The organism is Bifidobacterium sp. UMB1197, assembly GCF_030217745.1.
Taxonomy (GTDB): domain Bacteria; phylum Actinomycetota; class Actinomycetes; order Actinomycetales; family Bifidobacteriaceae; genus Bifidobacterium; species Bifidobacterium vaginale_B.
In genome coordinates this window covers 130,750-147,936 of record NZ_JASOOL010000001.1, presented here as the reverse complement: position 1 = coordinate 147,936, position 17,187 = coordinate 130,750, and the positions used below count along the sequence as shown (strand labels likewise).

The window sequence follows — 17,187 nt, the reverse complement described above, 5'->3', positions numbered from 1 at the left end:
AACAACAAATTACAAACAATCATTTGCTGTTAGAATATCTACTACTTAGAATTCAAGCCAATCCATACGTAGCATACTCTTATCACGCGATAGATTCTGGAATATCGATATCCGTTTTTTGAACTTCTTCCACATTTACGTCTTTAAACGTAACAATTCGAACGTTTTTTACAAATCGCGAAGGTCGGTAAACATCCCACACCCAAGCGTCTGTTAATTGAACGTCGAAGTACACATCTTGACCCGCGGAACGCACGTTAAAATCAACCTTATTTGCCAAGTAAAATCGGCGCTCTGTTTCTACAACGTATGTAAAAAGCTTAATAACGTCACGATATTCCTTATACAACGCAAGCTCGGCGTCGGTTTCGTAATTGTCGAGATCTTCGGCGCTCATAGATTCCCCTCCGTTGTTGCATTTTTTGCATCTGTTGCGGTTGATTCTTCGCTCGATTGATTGCGTTTGCGGCCTCGTCCTATAATACGCCACCATGCGCGCTTAGAGGTATCTTCTGCCTGCTTAACGTTAGATTCAGCAGGTTCGTAGCCTAATGATTTGTTAGAATCGCTATTTTTAACAGGAATCGCAATCGAATGCTCGTGTGCGCTTAAAGCCTCGCAAACGCCAGGATTATCTTCAATAACGTGGAGTCCAAAAGCGTCTAGAGAGCGAATGGCATCATACTCATCTACAAGAGTGTCCATTACTACAAAATCTTGATATTTTTGGCTTTGAGAATCCCACAGAGCGTCGCGAGCAGTTCCCGTTTTCATAAATCCAAGCGATTGATATACCGAAAGCGAGCGCGCGTTTGCTGCTGGAACACCAACCCAGATTCTATGCAATGCAAGACCAACCTCGCTTGGCGCAAAGCCGTATGTCATAACTCTAGGCATTGCATCCCTGGAATACCCACGACCCCTATAATCGCGTCCCAGAATCACCTGAATTCTAGCGGATTTAGACCAACCGTCAATGTCAATCAAAAAAATCATTCCAATAATATCGCCATTGGTGTTTTTAGCATCATCAATAAAATCTGGCACAATCGACCATGCGATTGTTGGGCGCGATTGAGCGTCGCCAGCGGCGGCATTCTGATTAGATTTTTCCTCAGTGCTTCCAGCCGAAGACCACTGCACCGAACGATTTACCCACGCATGAACCATTGCGCGTTCCGACTGTGAATCTTTGCCGGTTATAACGGCTGCTCCGTCAAAAGCATGCAATGCGTCCATCTTCGCCAAATCTTCGATGGCTGCTGGCCTAAGTCGTGCCATTTCGCCGCGGATTGGCGGAATCACAATACTTTCTGGAAGCTCTCGGCGGCTTGTAGAATCAGCATTGAATCCCTGCATATTCACCTTTTCCGTAGAATCGACTTACGTGTTGCAAAAGCATACAAAAAGCGTACAACGATTAGTAAAAAACCGTGATATAAAATCACACTTTTTGCACCCTATACAATGCTATAAAACACAAGGTTAAAAAGCAAAGTATAAAGCGCAAAAAGTGCAAAGTAAAAGCTAATCTAAACTAGCCTTTGATTTTTGCCATTACAATCTTAGTAACAGCCTTAGCGTCTGCCTGACCTTTAGTTGCGCGCATAACAGCGCCAATAATTGCACCCATCGGCTTCATGTTTCCAGCCTTGAGCTTTTCGGCAACTTCTGGGTCGGCTGCAAGAGCAGCATCAACAGCGGCTTCCAAAGCGCCGTCGTCGTTCATAACCTTAAAGCCGTGCTTCTTAACAACTTCATCTGGAGTGCCTTCGCCAGCCAAAACGCCTGCAACAGTTTGCTTAGCAAGCTTATCGTTAAGATTGCCGCTTGCAATTAGCTTTTCAACTTGCGCAACGTCTTGCGGAGTAATAGGCAATTCTTCCAAAGTGACTCCACGAGTGTTCGCTTCGCGAGCAAGCTCACCAAGCCACCACTTTTTAGCACCTGCTGCAGTTGCACCAGCCTTAACGGTTTCTTCAACCAAATCAAGAGCATCCGCGTTAAGAATATCGCGCATTTCAAGATCGCTAATACCCCATTCGCTTTGCAAGCGGTTACGGCGCTCGCGAGGCATTTCTGGCATTTGTGCCTTCATTTGCTCAATATGCTCTTTAGTAATGTGAAGCATAACCAAATCTGGGTCTGGGAAGTAGCGATAATCGTCGGCGTCGGACTTTACGCGGCCGCCAGCAGTAGTCTGAGTTGCCTCATCCCAGTGGCGTGTCTCCTGCAAAATCTCGCCGCCTTCGCTCAAAATAGCAGCCTGGCGACGAATCTCGTATTGCAGCGTCTTCTCAATTCCGCGGAATGTGTTCACATTCTTAGTTTCGGAACGCGTGCCGAATGGATCGGTTGGCTTTCTGCGGAGCGAAACGTTTACGTCTGCGCGCATATTGCCCTGCTCCATGCGAGCGTGGGAGATGTTAAGCGCGCGAACAATATCGCGAATAGCGCGCATGTATGCGCCTGCGATTTCTGGGGCGCGGCTTCCAGCACCTTCGATTGGCTTAGTTACAATCTCGATTAAAGGCACGCCTGCGCGATTGTAATCAACCAAAGAATGATTTGCGCCTTCAATACGGCCGTCTGCGCCGCCAACGTGCGTATTCTTACCAGCATCATCTTCAATGTGAGCGCGCTCAATCGGAACGCGGAACACAGTGCCATCTTCCAGCTCAACATCCAAGTAACCATTGCCATTAGTAGGCTTATCATACTGGGAGATCTGATAATCACGAGGCATATCTGGGTAGAAGTAGTTCTTACGAGCGAACTGGCTCCACTCGGCAATCTCGCAATGCAACGCTAAGCCAAGCTTAATTGCATAATCAACTGCAGTCTTGTTTACAACTGGCAAAGAGCCTGGTAAACCAAGGCTTACAGGTGTTAGCTGAGTGTTTGGTTCGCCGCCAAAAGATACTTCCGCTGGGCAGAACAGCTTTGTGCGCGTGCTAAGCTCAACGTGAGTTTCCAAGCCGAAAACTGGGTCAAATTGCTCCACAGCATCGGCGTATTTCATAAGTTTTTCAGCCATGAGAATCCTTCTTACTTAAGCTTTGCTTAACTTTACTTAGCCAATGAATCGAGCCAGCCAGCTTTAAGCGACTTCCAGATTGGGCCGCTCCACTTTTCTTCGAGCGCTGCTTCCAACGCTGCTGCAGGCTTGTACATCTTTTCATCATGGCATTGCGGAGCAATAATCTGAATGCCAACAGGCAGGCCATCGTCGCTTAAGCCAGCTGGGAGGCTCAAAGCTGGAACGCCAGCCATGTTTGCAGGAATCGTAGCAATATCGTTCATGTACATGGAGAGTGGATCGTTCATCTTCTCGCCAAACTTAAATGCCGTTGTAGGGCTTGTTGGGGAAACGAGAACATCTACCTTATTAAACGCTTCTTCAAAGTCACGAATAATAAGCGTACGAACCTTTTGTGCAGAGCCATACCAAGCATCGTAGTAGCCAGCGGAAAGTGCGTAAGTGCCGAGAATAATACGGCGCTTTACTTCGTCGCCAAAGCCAGCTTCGCGAGTTGCAGCCATCATGTTTGCTGCAGTTTGAGGCTTATCTGCTGGCGGCATTACGCGCAAACCGTAGCGCATGCCATCGTAGCGAGCCAAGTTGGAGCTAACTTCGGAAGGCATGATTATGTAGTATGCAGATAGCGAGTAAGGGAAGTGAGGGCAGGAGACTTCTGTTACTTCTGCGCCCATATCTTTAAGCAATTGCACAGCCTCATTAAAGCGTGCTTCAACGCCTGGCTGGAAGCCTTCGCCACTAAGCTCTTTAACAAGACCAACTTTTACGCCCTTCAAATCGCGGCGAGCGCCTTCACGCGCAGCCTTAGCCATTGGAGGAACAGGAGCTGGAATCGAAGTTGAATCGCGCTTATCGTTGCCACCAATAATTTCTTGCAAAAGTGCAGAGTCAAGAACGGTACGAGAAACAGGGCCAATCTGGTCTAGAGAGCTTGCCATAGCGATTGCGCCAAAACGGCTAACTCCGCCGTAAGTTGGCTTTGCGCCGACTGTACCAGTTAAAGCGCCTGGCTGGCGAATGGAGCCACCAGTATCTGTACCCAAAGCAATAGGAGCCTCAAATGCAGCCACGGCCGCAGCAGAGCCACCGCCAGAGCCGCCAGGAACGCGCTCAGTATCCCAAGGGTTGCAAGTAGTTTGGTAAGCGGAATGCTCGGTAGAAGAACCTTGAGCAAACTCATCCAAATTAGTCTTGCCAAGAATTGGCATGCCAGCTGCCTTGAGCTTTTCAATAACAGTAGCGTCGTAAGGTGGAACCCAGCCTTCAAGAATCTTAGATGCTGCAGTGGTTGGAATGCCCTTAGTAACAATCATGTCTTTAATGGCAATTGGAACGCCTGCAAGCTCAGGTAAGCCTTCAGCTTCGCCATTAGCATTCTTTTTATCAAAAGCATCTGCTTGCTCAAGTGCAATATCTGCAGAAACGTGCAAGAATGCTTTGATTTCTGGTTCGGCTGCTTCGATTACTGCCAAGTGAGCTTCAACAAGCTCGCGGCTAGAAACTTCTTTAGCTTTTACAGCTTTTGCCATATCGGCAGCAGAAAGCTTTACTAAATCTTGAGTATTAGTCATGTTTATTCCTCCCCCAAAATTCGAGGTGCTACAAACATGCCAGACTCGCTTCTAGGAGCGCCAGAAAGCGCTTCTTCTTGAGTCAATGGTGTAGCAGGCTCGTCTGGGCGCAAATACGCTTCAAGAGGTACTGGATTTGCAGTAGGTGGCACATCTTCGCCAGCAACTTCCTGCACTTTGTTAATAGATTCTGCAATGACGTTTAATTCGCCTTGCAAGCGACTGATTTCTTCGTCGCTAAGCGCAATCTGGGATAGAACGCCCAGATGCTCAATTTCTTCGCGTGTGAATGTTGGCATAACCTCAACTATATGTGTGATGCGTGACCTTTGCTATAGCAAAAATTATGCAAAAAGGGCTTTATCTTGTAGTCAAATCTTTTGAATCTACAGAGTAAAGCCCTTATTGTTTTTGCAAAATTATTTGCAGAATATTTAAATATTTTAGATATCGCGATGCTTTTCAACAACGTGGCCAATTGCATACATGATTACGCCCCAAGCGAGAACCACCAAGCCTGATTGCCACCATGTGAAAATATATGCGTTTGGTGGAAGCTGTGCACCCGAATTAGGGGAGCCGCCCAAGAATTTCTCCACCGCTGTGGCTGGCAAAAGCTGTATAAGTATTGAATTCCACTTCGCGAAATTGCTCGCAAACATAATAATGCTAAGAACACTAGGCAAAATCATCACGGCTCCAATAACGCACATAATTCCGCCAGCAGTTGACTTGCAAATCATGCCAAAGCCGTACGCCATTGCTGCTACAACAACCATAATTGCAGGAGATCCAAGAAACAGCGTAAGAGGCAATTTCCACGCGTTGCTTCCAGATAATCCAGAAGTGCTGTCTCCTATAAAAGCTAATTCTGCAGCGCCTAGCGAAACTGCCATTGCAATAAGTTGCACCACAAAAACGTAGATTGCGACCGCAATAAACTTAGCCGTAAAGAACATACCCCTTCGAGGTACAGCTGTAAGAGAAGCCTGAATCGAAGTTGTAGAATGCTCCGCGGTTACAGCAAGCACTGCAAAAATCGCTAGAACAATCAAAGATACAGAAGCAAAGCTAATAACTAAGTGGAAAATGCTATCTTGAGATGCAATAAGGCTACTTTTATTGCTCGGCCCAACAGTAATTGCAGCGCTTGATCTATCTTGACTTGCCCCATTCTTAATGTCAACTTTAGACATTGCTTTTTGCACAAGCGCGATAATAAAACTAAAAATTACTGGCAAAACAATAGTCAATGCCATGCACCACCATGTGGATGCAAGCCCGCGCAACTTAACAATCTCGGATTTAAGCGTGTGCATAAACGTGAGGCGCAAGTGCTGAGCGTTCATGCTGCGGCCTGTTTTATACGCGTTGGATTGGTGTGCGTTGAACTCAGAAGATTGCACTTGTTGGTTTGCTACTTGCTCACTCATTTTGCACTCCCATCATTATTAGATTGCGTTGCGCTTTGCTCACTCGGCTTTTGTTTACTCGGCTTCGAGCCGCTGCTAGGAACAGCCTTCGTTACATACTGCTCTTGGCCATGCGTAAGAGCCAAATATGCTTCCTCAAGTGATGCGTGCTCTTGATTTAGCTGGTAAACCAAAATTTGATTATCCGCAATTTCGCGAGCAAGCTGATTAAGCTCACAACCTGTTACCCTAAAAAGCTCGCCTTCTTGAACATCTTGAGGAGTGCGAGTATCTTGCAAAATCTTGCATTCAGGATTATTTTGAGCAAGCACAGACTTTAGTTTTTCGCCTTCTGGAGTTACAAGTCGCACAGCGTGCTGCGAATGTGCGTCAACAAAGTCTTGTACTGTTGTGCGCTCCAAAATTTCGCCATGAGCAATAATCACAAGGTTATCTGCAGTAAGCGCAACTTCGCTCATTAAGTGCGAGCTAAGTAGTATTGCGCGGCCTTCGCTTGCGTAATACTTGCATAATTCACGAACCCACTTAACGCCTTCTGGATCTAAGCCGTTAATTGGCTCGTCCAAAATAAGATTGTGTGGATCTGCTAAAAGCGCTGCAGCAATGGAAAGACGCTGGCTCATGCCAAGCGAGAAGGAGCCTGCTTTGCGGGTTTTAACACTTGATAAACCAGTAATATCAATCACTTCGTCAACGCGCTTTTTTGATATTCCGTGAGTTAAAGCCAGTGAATACAGGTGATTGTAAGCCGTACGACCCCTGTGAGCAGACTTTGCGTCAAGAACTGCGCCAACTTCTGTCATTGGGGATGCGATTTTTGTGTATTCTTTTCCGTCAATAAGAGAAGTGCCACTATTGGCATGAATAAGATTTAACGCACAACGCATGGTAGTAGATTTACCAGCGCCGTTAGGGCCTAAAAAGCCAGTGACTTTACCGTCTTCGGCGACGAAAGAAACGTCATTAAGCGCTGTTTTTTCGCCAAAACGCTTTGTAATATGTTGAAATTCTAACATAAATTAACAATATCACAAATAAAAAAAATACACCTAAAATGTAAGTGTTTATGAGTACAGGCTGCTGCATTTTGTAATGCGATTGTTTATTTGCTTGTTTGTAGCTTGTATCAGCAATTTGTTGCTGCATGTTGCGCAATCCACGCGTGCATGGAAACAGCCGCAGCAGCTCCTGCGTTTAGCGAGCGAACAGAGCCAAATTGCGAAATATAAACAACGTCATCCGCCATCTCTAGCGCTTTTTTAGAAAGACCTGGACCTTCTGCACCAAAAAGCATAAGGCAACGTTTAGGGAACTTGTAGTTTTCCATAGCAACAGCGCCTGGAATAATATCTAGCGCTATAACGCGCGCGTTTTTAGCGTCTTGTTCCTTAATATTTGCAATTTTTTCGGCTTCTTTATTGCCTTCTGCTTGCGCTTTAAGCAAAAGTTGATGCGCTTCTTCTGCTTCTTTAAGCATATTTTCGCGCCAATTAGTTACTAGAGTTTCAATAGTTGGGCAGCACTCAACGTATTGGTATAGCTCGGTCATTAACGAGCCTTTACGATTCCATTTATGAGGCCCTACGATATACACTTTTTTCGCAGTAAACGCGTTTGCAGTGCGAACCATAGAGCCTATGTTGAAATCGTGAGTCCAATTTTCTACAGCTACTTCAAACTCGTGACGGCCTTTAGAATCGAGATCCGCTTTTATGGCTTCTACTTTCCAGTACCGGTAGCGGTCTAAAACGTTACGCTGGTCGCCTTCGTCTAGTAATTCAGTGCTAAACCGCGCATCGTAATTTGGCGATTCTGGATTATCTGGACGAGGCTCACCTGGATGCTCTTCTTCCCACGAGCCAACTCCTATAGGTCGGAATTCTGGCTCATCGGAAGCTTTTGCAGCCAAAGTAATTGGATTCGGTTCGTGCATGTGTGAGTTTTGCTCCGTTTAATACTTTTGCTTAGTATTGGCAGCTAGTATTTGCAACTAGTCTTGGCAGCCGTCTGTTGCGCAATCTCCTGTGCAACCTGACTTGCAATGACCGCCACAGCAGTTATCTTCACAGCATGGCTCAGTGCAACCATCATGAGCACAATCACCAGTGCATTTAACCTCACAATGACCGCCACAGCAATTGTCGTTGCAGCAATCGTCGTGATCTGCATCTGCACGTAATTCTTCTTCACCGAAAGCTTGAACAAATGCCATTTTAGTACTCTCCTCACTTATTGGATTTACTAATTGAAGATGCCTTGTGCCTTGTTCGTCGGCGTCAACACCACCAATTAATGCAACTATAGCACGAATTTGCGCGCCTTGCTGATTAACAATACCAAAATCAAGACTTAATTCATTTCCGTGTCGTAAAGTCACAAGCGAAGAAGTTTGAACATACGATTTTTCAGAAAGCCAAGAGTCAAGCAATAATACTCGCTTGCCTTTAACTGACGGACCTTTTGTTGCAGGAAAAACAAAATCCATAACAAAGCCGTCGAGTGCAATTCCTTTACGTTCTGCAGCATGAATAAGCGCAAAAACCATTGGAACTGCAGCAGCAGTTAACGCACCAACAGCGTCAACATCGCGCTCTAACGAATACCCAGCTTTCTCAATTGCGTCAAAAAGAACATCACCAACCAACTTGGAGCCGCGCTGATTAAAAGTAACAGAAAACAGTTCACTAAATGGTTTCGCACTCATATCCGCACAAAGCATGCGCTTAAGTTCCGCACGTTCCTCTTGTAATTCTGCCATTTTGCACTCCTTAGCGTTTAGAGTTGTTCAATTTTTGATGCTTTGATGTTTTTATGCTTAACGATCTTCTACTGATACTTCTGGAGCGCTCAGCTCTTTAACGTCAGCTTTATCGGAATCTATAAGATCTATTGAAGCAATAACTTTACTTTGGTCTAACTTCTGAAGTTTACGCGCTGTTACCAACACTCGCGACTCAAGCGAAGAAGCAAACTTATTGTAAGCTGCAACTGTTCTTGCCAAAGATACGCCAAGTTTTGAAGCATTTTCCCCAAGAACCGCAAAGCGATCATATAATTCTCGAGATAAATCGAAAAGTTCTTTTGCATCATCTGTAAGACTTTGCTGCTGCCATGCGTACGCAACAGACTTAAGCACAGCCCACAAAGTAACTGGTGAAGTAAGTGCTACTTTTTGCGCAAAAGCATCATCCATAAGCGTTGGATCCGCTTCAAGAGCTGCCTGAAGCAACGCTTCGTTTGGAATAAATGCAACTACAAAATCTGGCGCTGTTTCAAAAGCCTGCCAATACGCTTTAGCTCCCAATACTCGCACGTGTTCTCGCAAAGCCTTAGCGTGCGCTTTTAGAAGCTCGCTCCTTCTAGCTAATTCTTCGTCACTTGCGTTATCTGGGATTTCGCAAGCGCGCTGATAATCCGCATACGGAACTTTTGCATCAACTGGAATTGTTTTGCCTCCTGGCAGATGCACAACCATATCCGGCCTCTGCTGTTCGCCATTTACTCCAGTTACAACAACCTGCGTATCAAAATCAACATGCTCAAGCAAGCCTGCAGATTCAACAATATTCTTTAGTTGAGCCTCGCCCCAAGCTCCGCGAACCTTATTATTTCGCAATGCTGCAGAAAGCGAACTCGTTTCGCGGTCAAGCCTTGTTTGCTGCTCACTTAGGCCTTTAAGCTGAGTGCTTAGCACACCCATTTCTTGCTTACGCCCTTCTTCAATCTGCGAAACTTTATTCTTCAATGCTTCGAGATTGTCTTTTACTGGAGCAAGCGCTTCCAAAACTTTACCTTGCTCTTTCAAAGTTTTTTCACGATTTAACCGTTCGCGTTCTTCTCGCTCTGCGCGCAATTGTTCTTCGCGATTCACTCGCAATTGCTCTGCCTGCTGCGCTTTAGCAAGTTCTGCTTCAACAAATTTCAATCGCTCAGCAAGCTGCTCTGCTTGTGTGCGATACCGTATAGCCTGATTGCCATTTTCTTGAGCTTGAGCGCGCGCTTGTTCATACTGCGAGCGCAATTCGTTAAATTCGCGTTGGTTTACGCCATTAGCGCCTTGCGTTCCAGAGTTGTGCTTAACAATAGCCAGCACAACAATGGCGGTTATTACAACAGCAACCACCATTAAAACAAACATCACAATATTATCGAACATACGTTCTATTAAACACTATTGATTCGACTTTTGAAGCATAACTAGACACGCGCATTATTGCATAGAAAAATAAGCGTTATGCAACAAAAATAGCGTGCCGTCTACTGGAAAATAATCCAATAAACAGCACGCTTTGTTTTATTTGACTACATTATTTGTCTACATTATTTGTCTACATTATTTAACTACATTGAAGAATGCAGGAACTACGCAATCTTGAGAGTTACATGGTCGTCGTTCTCTGCGCAATCTGCGACTACGTGAGCGCCATCATGCACCTTGCCAGAAAGCAGCAATCGAGCAAGCTGATCGCCAATTTCCGTTTGAACCAATCTACGCAACGGACGAGCACCGTAAACTGGATCATAGCCATGCTCCGCAAGCCAAGCGCGAGCAGAATCACTCACATCCAAGCTAATGCGGCGGTCGCTCAAGCGTGCAGCCACTTGACGAACTTGAATATCCACAATTCCACCAAGCTCTTCGCGGCTCAACGGATGGAACATAACAAGCTCATCCAAACGGTTAATGAACTCTGGCTTAAACTCAGCGTGAACAGCGTTCATAACAGCCTTGCGTTTAGCAGCATCATCCAAGCCCTCTTGCACAAGGAATTGCGAACCCAAGTTTGATGTCATAATCAAAATCGTATTCGTAAAATCAACCGTTCTACCCTGACCGTCAGTCAAACGACCATCATCCAAAACCTGCAACAAAACGTCGAATACTTCTGGATGCGCCTTCTCAACTTCGTCAAAAAGCACTACAGAATACGGACGTCTACGCACAGCTTCAGTAAGCTGGCCGCCTTCCTCGTAGCCAATGTAACCAGGAGCAGCACCGATTAGACGCGAAACGGAAGCCTTTTCCATGTACTCGCTCATATCAATGCGAACCATTGCACGCTCGTCGTCAAACAAGAAGTCGGCAAGAGCCTTCGCAAGCTCCGTTTTACCAACGCCAGTAGGACCCAAGAATAGGAACGAACCGGTCGGGCGATTCGGGTCTGCAATTCCAGCGCGGCTCCTGCGCACAGCATCCGCTATAGCCTGGATTGCTTCGCTTTGACCAACCACGCGCTTAGAAAGCTCCTTTTCCATGTTGAGCAGCTTCTCATTTTCGCCTTGCATCAAGCGACCAACAGGAATGCCCGTCCATTCGCTAACAACTCCTGCAATAGAATCAGCATCAACCTGATCCGGAACCATCGGCTCTTTCGCTTCACTCTTAGCATTAGCAGCCTGTGATTCCGCTTCTTCCAAAGCTTTTTGAATGCTTGGGATTTCGCCATACAAAATACGGCTTGCTTGCTCCAAGTTGCCTTCGCGTGTGAATTTGTCGGCTTCTACGCGCTTAGCATCGAGTTGCGCTCGCAAATCACCAACCTTGTTATGACCAGCCTTTTCCGCATCCCAACGCGCTTTCAATCCAGTAAGCTTTTCGCGTGAGTTTGCTAATTCTTCCTGCAACTTTTCTAAGCGTTCGCGCGCAGCAGCATCTTCCGCCTTCTTTAATTGCATTTCTTCCATTTCAAGACGCGTAACTTTGCGCTGCAATTCGTCGATCTCTTCTGGCTGAGAATCAAGCTCCATACGCAAGTGAGCTGCCGCTTCATCCACCAAATCAATCGCCTTATCTGGAAGCTGTCTGCCAGTAATGTAGCGGTTTGAAAGCGTTGCTGCAGCTACGATTGCATCGTCACTAATAGTCACCTTGTGGTGCGCTTCGTAACGTTGCTTAAGTCCACGCAAAATCGTCACCGTATCTTCAACAGACGGCTCGCCAACAAACACTTGCTGGAATCTGCGCTCAAGGGCGGAATCCTTTTCAATATGCTCGCGATACTCGTTAAGCGTAGTTGCACCAACCAAGCGCAGCTCACCGCGCGCAAGCATTGGCTTAAGCATATTGCCAGCATCCATTGAACCTTCTGCAGAGCCTGCGCCAACAACAGTGTGAATCTCATCAATAAACGTAATAATTTGACCGTCCGATTGCTGAATTTCCTTCAACACTGCCTTTAAGCGTTCCTCAAATTCGCCGCGATACTTCGAACCTGCAACCATCGAAGCCAAATCGAGACTGATAAGACGCTTGTTTTGCAAAGTCGTAGGCACATCTCCTGCAACGATTCGCTGAGCCAATCCTTCTACAACTGCCGTTTTGCCAACGCCTGGCTCGCCAATTAGCACAGGATTATTCTTAGTTCTGCGAGAAAGAATTTGAATCACGCGGCGAATCTCCTGGTCGCGCCCAATTACTGGGTCGAGCTTTCCTTCGCGAGCGCGCGCAGTCATATCAACCGAATACTTTTCGAGCGCTTTGTAGTTGCCTTCCGCGTCTGGGCTGGTAACTTTCGCACCTCCGCGCACAGTCGGCACAGCCTTGCGCAACGCATCTGCAGAAACATTGTGCCTTTTGAAGATATCTGCAACAGCATTCGGCGCGCTTGCAACCATGCCAATAAGCATGTGCTCCGTAGAAACGTATTCATCTGCCATTGCGCGCATTTCTTTTTCTGCCTGGCTTAGCGCAGTCAAAAGCTGACGACTTGCATCTGGCTTAGTTGTAGTTGAGCCAGTAGATGAAGGCAATGCCACTAATGCGTTGCGAATTTCTGCTCCGATTTGTTGCGCGTCTGCCCCTGCATGAGCAATAAGCGCGCGCACTACGCCTTGCTCTTGGCGAAGTAAGGCATCTGCCAAATGTAACGTATCTACTTGCGCATTGCCAGCCGCCGCCGCGCTTTGTACAGCATCGCTTAATGCATCTTGCGCTAAGGTTGTAAACTTTTGTTCCATATTTACCCCCATTTGCACCGCTATTCTGCGGATTTTAGGTGATTTGCGTGCGCTTTTTGCAATTGCGCTCAAACCACATTCTGTCAATTTCTAAAACTTGAGTCTACTACACTCAAGTTTTGTTTTCAAGATGTTTGTGGCGTTTCCTTAAATCTTCGTAAGCTTCCGACTTTTCCTAAGTATCTTTCTAAGTATTTTCCTAAGTATCAAATATGTCGTAATCTTAAAAATATGAGAATTGCACGTTTTTCCTATAATGAAGTTCCGCAGTACGCTTTCGTTCAAAAAGACGAAGCAGATGGCAAGGATTATTTAGTAGCGCTGGAAGGCCATCCACTAAGCCCTCAAGGAGTTAAACCAACAGGTAAGCGCTACGAGTTAGACGCCGACGGAGTGCGCCTGCTTGCACCAGTGATTCCTTCAAAAGTCTACGGATTGGCAAAAAACTACGATACGCGTTCTGCTGAAGAGCGCGCATCTTCTGCTGCGGCCGCGTCGCATACTGCAGCAGATATGGTGATTTTTACAAAGCCGAGCACATCTGTAATAGGACCTGACGATCCGATTGTTATTCCTGCTTTTTCGAACGATATGAATTTTGAGCCAGAAGTGGCTGTTGTTATGGGCAAAATCGCCAAAAATGTGTCGGTAGATAAGGCAATGGACTACGTTTTTGGCTTTACATGTGTAAATGACGTAACTTTGCGTGATTGCGCAGGCAGCGACCCAATGTTTACGCGTGCAAAAGGATTCGACACGTCTTGCCCTCTTGGTCCATGGATTACAACCGAGCTAAATTGGCGCGATTCCCATATCTCATTTACGCTTAATGGCAAAGATGTGCCAGAGGCGAGCGGCACTACAGCACGATTGATTCACAGCATTCCAGAGCAAATTGCTGCGATTTCAAGCTTCTCAACGCTTCTTCCAGGAGATGTTATTTTGACTGGAACGCCGTACCCAGCAGGAACTTTGCACGCTGGCGACGAAGCGATTGTGCACGTAGATGGCATTGGTTCGCTGCGCAATGTGATTATGCATGCGTGAGAAATTATTGATTTGATTTAAGACTACACAAATGCGCGCGGGCCAAAGATTGCCGAACCGATCCTAACCATTGTTGAGCCTTCGGCAATCGCCCACGCAAAATCGCCAGACATTCCCATTGAAAGCTCCAGTTTTGTAGAGTTTCCATCATGATCTTGCGAGAGTTGCTCACTTACACAATCCCTGATTTCTCGCAATGCAGCAAAACCGCTTCTAACTATTTTTTCATCATTCACGCGCGCTCCGAGCGTCATAAATCCGCACAAATTAAGCGCTGGCAAGCTGGATACCGCGAGAGCTTCGTCAATTGCGCGTTCTGGCGCGCACCCCGATTTTGTAACTTCTCCCGAAACGTTCACTTCCAGCATAACGTCTACGCAAAGTCCCAAATTTTGCGCGCGAGCAGATATTTTTTGCGCAAGATCAATGCCATCAACCGACTGAATACCATTTGCGAGTGGCAAGACTTTGTTTATTTTATTGCTTTGCAGCTGACCTATTAAATAGAGCGGAATTTCGCTATTTATACTGCCATTCACGCCAACGCTTAAATTCTCGCGAGCAGCTTCCTTGCGTAAAATCTCGGCTTTTGCAACAATTTCTTGCGGTCGATTTTCCCCAATTACGCGCACTCCAGCTTTAAGCGCCGCCATAATCTCCCCAACATCGCGCGTTTTAGTTGCAGCAAGCAGTGTAACCGACTCAGGTTTGCGCCCATAATGCGATTCGGCTTGAGCAATGGCGTCTTGCACGCTGTGCACACCATCGGCAATTTGACGCGCACGAACACAATCGACCTCAGTATTCGCCAAATCTTTTTGCGTCATATATGCCATTTATTGCCCCAATCTATCGGTATAAACACATAGTTTAGTCGAGGAAGGGCACGGATTTGTCTGCTAGGTTTGCGCGAATAGAGTCCCACGGCGTTTCGTCGTTTTTAAACAACGTAAGAGCTTCGGCTGCGCTCATATCTACTGGTTGATTTTGCCCAGGGTTCTTGTATCCCAAAAGATACATGCAATAGCCAATCATGCGCTCGGCGCTCCAGCCAGATTCACGAAGCGCACCAACATCTAGTGAATGCTTGCTTTTTGCGAGTCGCTCGCCTTGAGCGTTATCAATTAGTGGCAAATGCGCAAATTTTGGCTGCACATAATGCACGCCGTGAGCCGCAAAAAATCCCGACTTTTCCAGCAACTCACCAATCCAAATTTGAAGCGCCGCCGAACGAAGCAAATCGCGTCCGCGTACAATGTCATTTACTCCGCTCAAAACATCGTCAACAACAACCGCAAGTTGGTAAGAAAATACGCCATCCGCGCGGCGAATCACCATGTCTCCCAAATCGCGATCAATATTAAACGATTGTGCGCCAAAAATCGCGTCTATAAAACTCACATTCGCTTGCGGCGAATCAGCCGAGGGAACAGCAAGTCGCAAAGAATGTTGCTGATTATTTTGCAAACGCTTTTCGATTTGCGCTAAGCCTTCCGCATTTTTGCGAAGATTTCTGCACGTACCCGGGTAGCGTATAAAGCTGTCGCCTTCTTGCGGAGCTGCGATTGCGCGAATATCGGAACGCGAGCAAAAACACGGGTAAATCAGGGAATTTCCGTCGCCGTCTTGCAAAGATTCTAGAGCTTCAAGAGCTTCTTGGTAGATTGCATTGCGATTATGCTGATAAGTCGGCTCGCCAACCCAATCAAGACCAGCCCACTTCAAATCGTCAATCACTCGCGCGCTAGCATCTTTTGGCATTCTAGCAATGTCCAGATCTTCCAGGCGCAAAATCATGCTTCCACCTTGCGACTTTGCAGAAAGCCAAGCCGCAAGCATAGCAACCATGTTTCCAATATGCATGCGCCCAGAAGGAGTGGGTGCGAATCTACCAATTACGCTCATTTATTATGCTCTAAATTTTGCAAAATTTAATTTACGCAAATAGCGACTTAAAAATAAGCACGCCCAAGATTGCACCAGCAGTAGGGGCTACGACTGGAATCCACGCCTCGCACCAGCGAGAAGAACCCTTGTGTGGGATTGGCAAAATGGCGTGAAGCAAGCGTGGCATAATGTCTCGAGCAGGATTCAAAGCAGGGCCAGTAGGGCCTCCCATAGAAGTCACCAATCCCCAAACAACAAAGCCAACTACGATTGAAGCTCCTGCCAAATTCTTTTCTCCCCAAGGAGAAGTTAGGCAGCAAAGAGCCGCCAAAACAAGTACGAGCGTGCCAAAGAATTCGTTGAGGAAGTAGTTAAGCTTGTTATTGTAAGCGTCCGTAGTGCAGAAGGTGCCAAGAATCGCTTCCGGCTCCTCAGTCTCGTTGTAATGTGGCAAATAAGTTACGTATACAATAAGCTGGCCAACCAATGCGCCCAAAAGCTGAGCCACAATATATGGAAGCACGTTTTGCCAAGGGAACATGCCGTTTACAGCTTGTGCAATTGTCATAGCAGGATTTATGTGTGCGCCAGAAATTCCGCCAAACATTAGCACTGGGAACATAACGCCAAAACCGTAGCCCATAGCAATGTTTAGCCAACCTGCATGATGGCCTTTAGTGTTTTTAAGTTCAACGTTGGCAACGGCCCCATTGCCAAAAATCATAAGAATGGCAGTGCCAATAAACTCGGCTGCCAACATTACTGTAAACGAGTGTTGCATGGTTCTTCGATCCTTCTTAATTGTTTTGCTGTTTTTGCTGCTATCTATAAATCATTTTCAAAGAAGCTAAGAAAATGAATTCCAACAGTATTATTCCAATATTTTTCCAACAATTATTCTTTGATAGTTTCCCTTAAGAGCCAGACAGTCGCGTGTGTTGTGGGTGGGGCGTAGGCAGCCAGTGTTCGCCAGCACTCAAAATTCCCGCGCATCAAAAGAGGCTCGCCACCTTGACGAGCCTCTTGCTACAAAAACAACTTAGCGGATTCATCTGCACAACATCCTCGTTGCAACGGTAAAAGTCTTAAGTATCCGTTCAACGTAATTGGAATCTAACATCCATACATTTCTGTGGGTTACCGCTCTTTTAATTTGTTCTTGTGATTCTTATTATCGCCATTTTTGCTTTAAGAGTAAAGCGCAAAATCGCTTTTGTTAACATATTGTAATTAGTGTTCAATCGCACATAAA

At 46.2% G+C, this 17,187-nt stretch carries 15 protein-coding genes; 1 reads left to right on the top strand and 14 read right to left on the bottom strand.

Annotated elements, in window-relative coordinates; translation table 11 throughout:
• Positions 1-82: 82 nt before the first annotated feature.
• From QP420_RS00630 to clpB, 11 genes are all read right to left on the bottom strand, one after another.
• Entirely contained in the window at positions 83-397 is a 315-nt protein-coding gene (locus tag QP420_RS00630; protein WP_004105898.1) for a DUF2469 domain-containing protein, read from the bottom strand.
• Entirely contained in the window at positions 394-1,359 is a 966-nt protein-coding gene (locus QP420_RS00625) for a GNAT family N-acetyltransferase (protein ID WP_481616292.1), read from the bottom strand. Before QP420_RS00625 ends, QP420_RS00630 begins: the two co-directional genes overlap by 4 nt.
• 178 nt (positions 1,360-1,537) lie before the next feature.
• Positions 1,538-3,037, bottom strand: coding sequence for an Asp-tRNA(Asn)/Glu-tRNA(Gln) amidotransferase subunit GatB (gatB, locus tag QP420_RS00620; RefSeq protein WP_060787060.1), 1,500 nt, complete (start codon positions 3,035-3,037; stop codon positions 1,538-1,540).
• A gap of 32 nt (positions 3,038-3,069) precedes the next feature.
• Entirely contained in the window at positions 3,070-4,611 is a 1,542-nt protein-coding gene (gene gatA / locus QP420_RS00615; protein ID WP_481616291.1) for an Asp-tRNA(Asn)/Glu-tRNA(Gln) amidotransferase subunit GatA, read from the bottom strand.
• 2 nt (positions 4,612-4,613) lie between these two features.
• A complete protein-coding gene (gene gatC / locus QP420_RS00610; RefSeq protein ID WP_004114131.1) occupies positions 4,614-4,910 on the bottom strand; it encodes an Asp-tRNA(Asn)/Glu-tRNA(Gln) amidotransferase subunit GatC in 297 nt (98 codons plus the stop codon).
• Positions 4,911-5,054: 144 nt separating this feature from the next.
• Entirely contained in the window at positions 5,055-6,044 is a 990-nt protein-coding gene (locus QP420_RS00605) for an ABC transporter permease subunit (RefSeq protein ID WP_481616290.1), read from the bottom strand.
• Entirely contained in the window at positions 6,041-7,060 is a 1,020-nt protein-coding gene (locus QP420_RS00600) for an ATP-binding cassette domain-containing protein (RefSeq protein WP_481616289.1), read from the bottom strand. Before QP420_RS00600 ends, QP420_RS00605 begins: the two co-directional genes overlap by 4 nt.
• Before the next feature lie 110 nt (positions 7,061-7,170).
• On the bottom strand, positions 7,171-7,977 hold the full coding sequence (locus QP420_RS00595; RefSeq protein ID WP_481616288.1) for a TrmH family RNA methyltransferase: 807 nt from the start codon (positions 7,975-7,977) through the stop codon (positions 7,171-7,173).
• A 57-nt stretch (positions 7,978-8,034) separates the two neighbouring features.
• Positions 8,035-8,802 carry a hypothetical protein gene (locus QP420_RS00590; protein ID WP_481616287.1) on the bottom strand — a complete coding sequence of 256 codons (768 nt, stop codon included), beginning with the start codon at positions 8,800-8,802 and terminating at the stop codon, positions 8,035-8,037.
• Between the two features lie 57 nt (positions 8,803-8,859).
• A complete protein-coding gene (locus QP420_RS00585) occupies positions 8,860-10,200 on the bottom strand; it encodes a DNA recombination protein RmuC (RefSeq protein WP_004105862.1) in 1,341 nt (446 codons plus the stop codon).
• A 206-nt stretch (positions 10,201-10,406) separates the two neighbouring features.
• Complete coding sequence (gene clpB / locus QP420_RS00580) at positions 10,407-13,001, bottom strand: ATP-dependent chaperone ClpB (RefSeq protein ID WP_481616286.1); 2,595 nt, start codon at positions 12,999-13,001, stop codon at positions 10,407-10,409.
• Positions 13,002-13,232: 231 nt separating this feature from the next.
• Between clpB and QP420_RS00575 the strand changes: the two genes are divergently transcribed.
• The gene (locus QP420_RS00575) at positions 13,233-14,048 is read left to right on the top strand and encodes a fumarylacetoacetate hydrolase family protein (protein ID WP_060787065.1); all 816 of its coding nucleotides are present in this window, start codon (positions 13,233-13,235) and stop codon (positions 14,046-14,048) included.
• Between the two features lie 23 nt (positions 14,049-14,071).
• On the opposite strand, the gene QP420_RS00570 is transcribed toward QP420_RS00575, so the two are convergent.
• From QP420_RS00570 to QP420_RS00560, 3 genes are read right to left on the bottom strand one after another with little or no spacing between them, the layout of a single operon-like run.
• Positions 14,072-14,884, bottom strand: a complete 813-nt coding sequence (locus QP420_RS00570; protein ID WP_481616285.1) for a YggS family pyridoxal phosphate-dependent enzyme — start codon at positions 14,882-14,884, stop codon at positions 14,072-14,074.
• Between the two features lie 34 nt (positions 14,885-14,918).
• The gene (locus QP420_RS00565; protein ID WP_481616284.1) at positions 14,919-15,953 is read right to left on the bottom strand and encodes a glutamyl-Q tRNA(Asp) synthetase; all 1,035 of its coding nucleotides are present in this window, start codon (positions 15,951-15,953) and stop codon (positions 14,919-14,921) included.
• 31 nt (positions 15,954-15,984) lie between these two features.
• Positions 15,985-16,716, bottom strand: coding sequence for an MIP/aquaporin family protein (locus QP420_RS00560; protein WP_060787068.1), 732 nt, complete (start codon positions 16,714-16,716; stop codon positions 15,985-15,987).
• Positions 16,717-17,187 lie beyond the last annotated feature (471 nt).

What these genes read in the sequence shown, in the direction of transcription:
- QP420_RS00630 (WP_004105898.1), bottom strand. Translation starts at nt 397, where the DNA reads ATGAGCGCCGAAGATCTCGACAATTACGAAACCGACGCCGAGCTTGCG.
- QP420_RS00625 (WP_481616292.1), bottom strand. Translation starts at nt 1,359, where the DNA reads ATGCAGGGATTCAATGCTGATTCTACAAGCCGCCGAGAGCTTCCAGAA.
- gatB (WP_060787060.1), bottom strand. Translation starts at nt 3,037, where the DNA reads ATGGCTGAAAAACTTATGAAATACGCCGATGCTGTGGAGCAATTTGAC.
- gatA (WP_481616291.1), bottom strand. Translation starts at nt 4,611, where the DNA reads ATGACTAATACTCAAGATTTAGTAAAGCTTTCTGCTGCCGATATGGCA.
- gatC (WP_004114131.1), bottom strand. Translation starts at nt 4,910, where the DNA reads ATGCCAACATTCACACGCGAAGAAATTGAGCATCTGGGCGTTCTATCC.
- QP420_RS00605 (WP_481616290.1), bottom strand. Translation starts at nt 6,044, where the DNA reads ATGAGTGAGCAAGTAGCAAACCAACAAGTGCAATCTTCTGAGTTCAAC.
- QP420_RS00600 (WP_481616289.1), bottom strand. Translation starts at nt 7,060, where the DNA reads ATGTTAGAATTTCAACATATTACAAAGCGTTTTGGCGAAAAAACAGCG.
- QP420_RS00595 (WP_481616288.1), bottom strand. Translation starts at nt 7,977, where the DNA reads ATGCACGAACCGAATCCAATTACTTTGGCTGCAAAAGCTTCCGATGAG.
- QP420_RS00590 (WP_481616287.1), bottom strand. Translation starts at nt 8,802, where the DNA reads ATGGCAGAATTACAAGAGGAACGTGCGGAACTTAAGCGCATGCTTTGT.
- QP420_RS00585 (WP_004105862.1), bottom strand. Translation starts at nt 10,200, where the DNA reads ATGTTCGATAATATTGTGATGTTTGTTTTAATGGTGGTTGCTGTTGTA.
- clpB (WP_481616286.1), bottom strand. Translation starts at nt 13,001, where the DNA reads ATGGAACAAAAGTTTACAACCTTAGCGCAAGATGCATTAAGCGATGCT.
- QP420_RS00575 (WP_060787065.1), top strand. Translation starts at nt 13,233, where the DNA reads ATGAGAATTGCACGTTTTTCCTATAATGAAGTTCCGCAGTACGCTTTC.
- QP420_RS00570 (WP_481616285.1), bottom strand. Translation starts at nt 14,884, where the DNA reads ATGGCATATATGACGCAAAAAGATTTGGCGAATACTGAGGTCGATTGT.
- QP420_RS00565 (WP_481616284.1), bottom strand. Translation starts at nt 15,953, where the DNA reads ATGAGCGTAATTGGTAGATTCGCACCCACTCCTTCTGGGCGCATGCAT.
- QP420_RS00560 (WP_060787068.1), bottom strand. Translation starts at nt 16,716, where the DNA reads ATGCAACACTCGTTTACAGTAATGTTGGCAGCCGAGTTTATTGGCACT.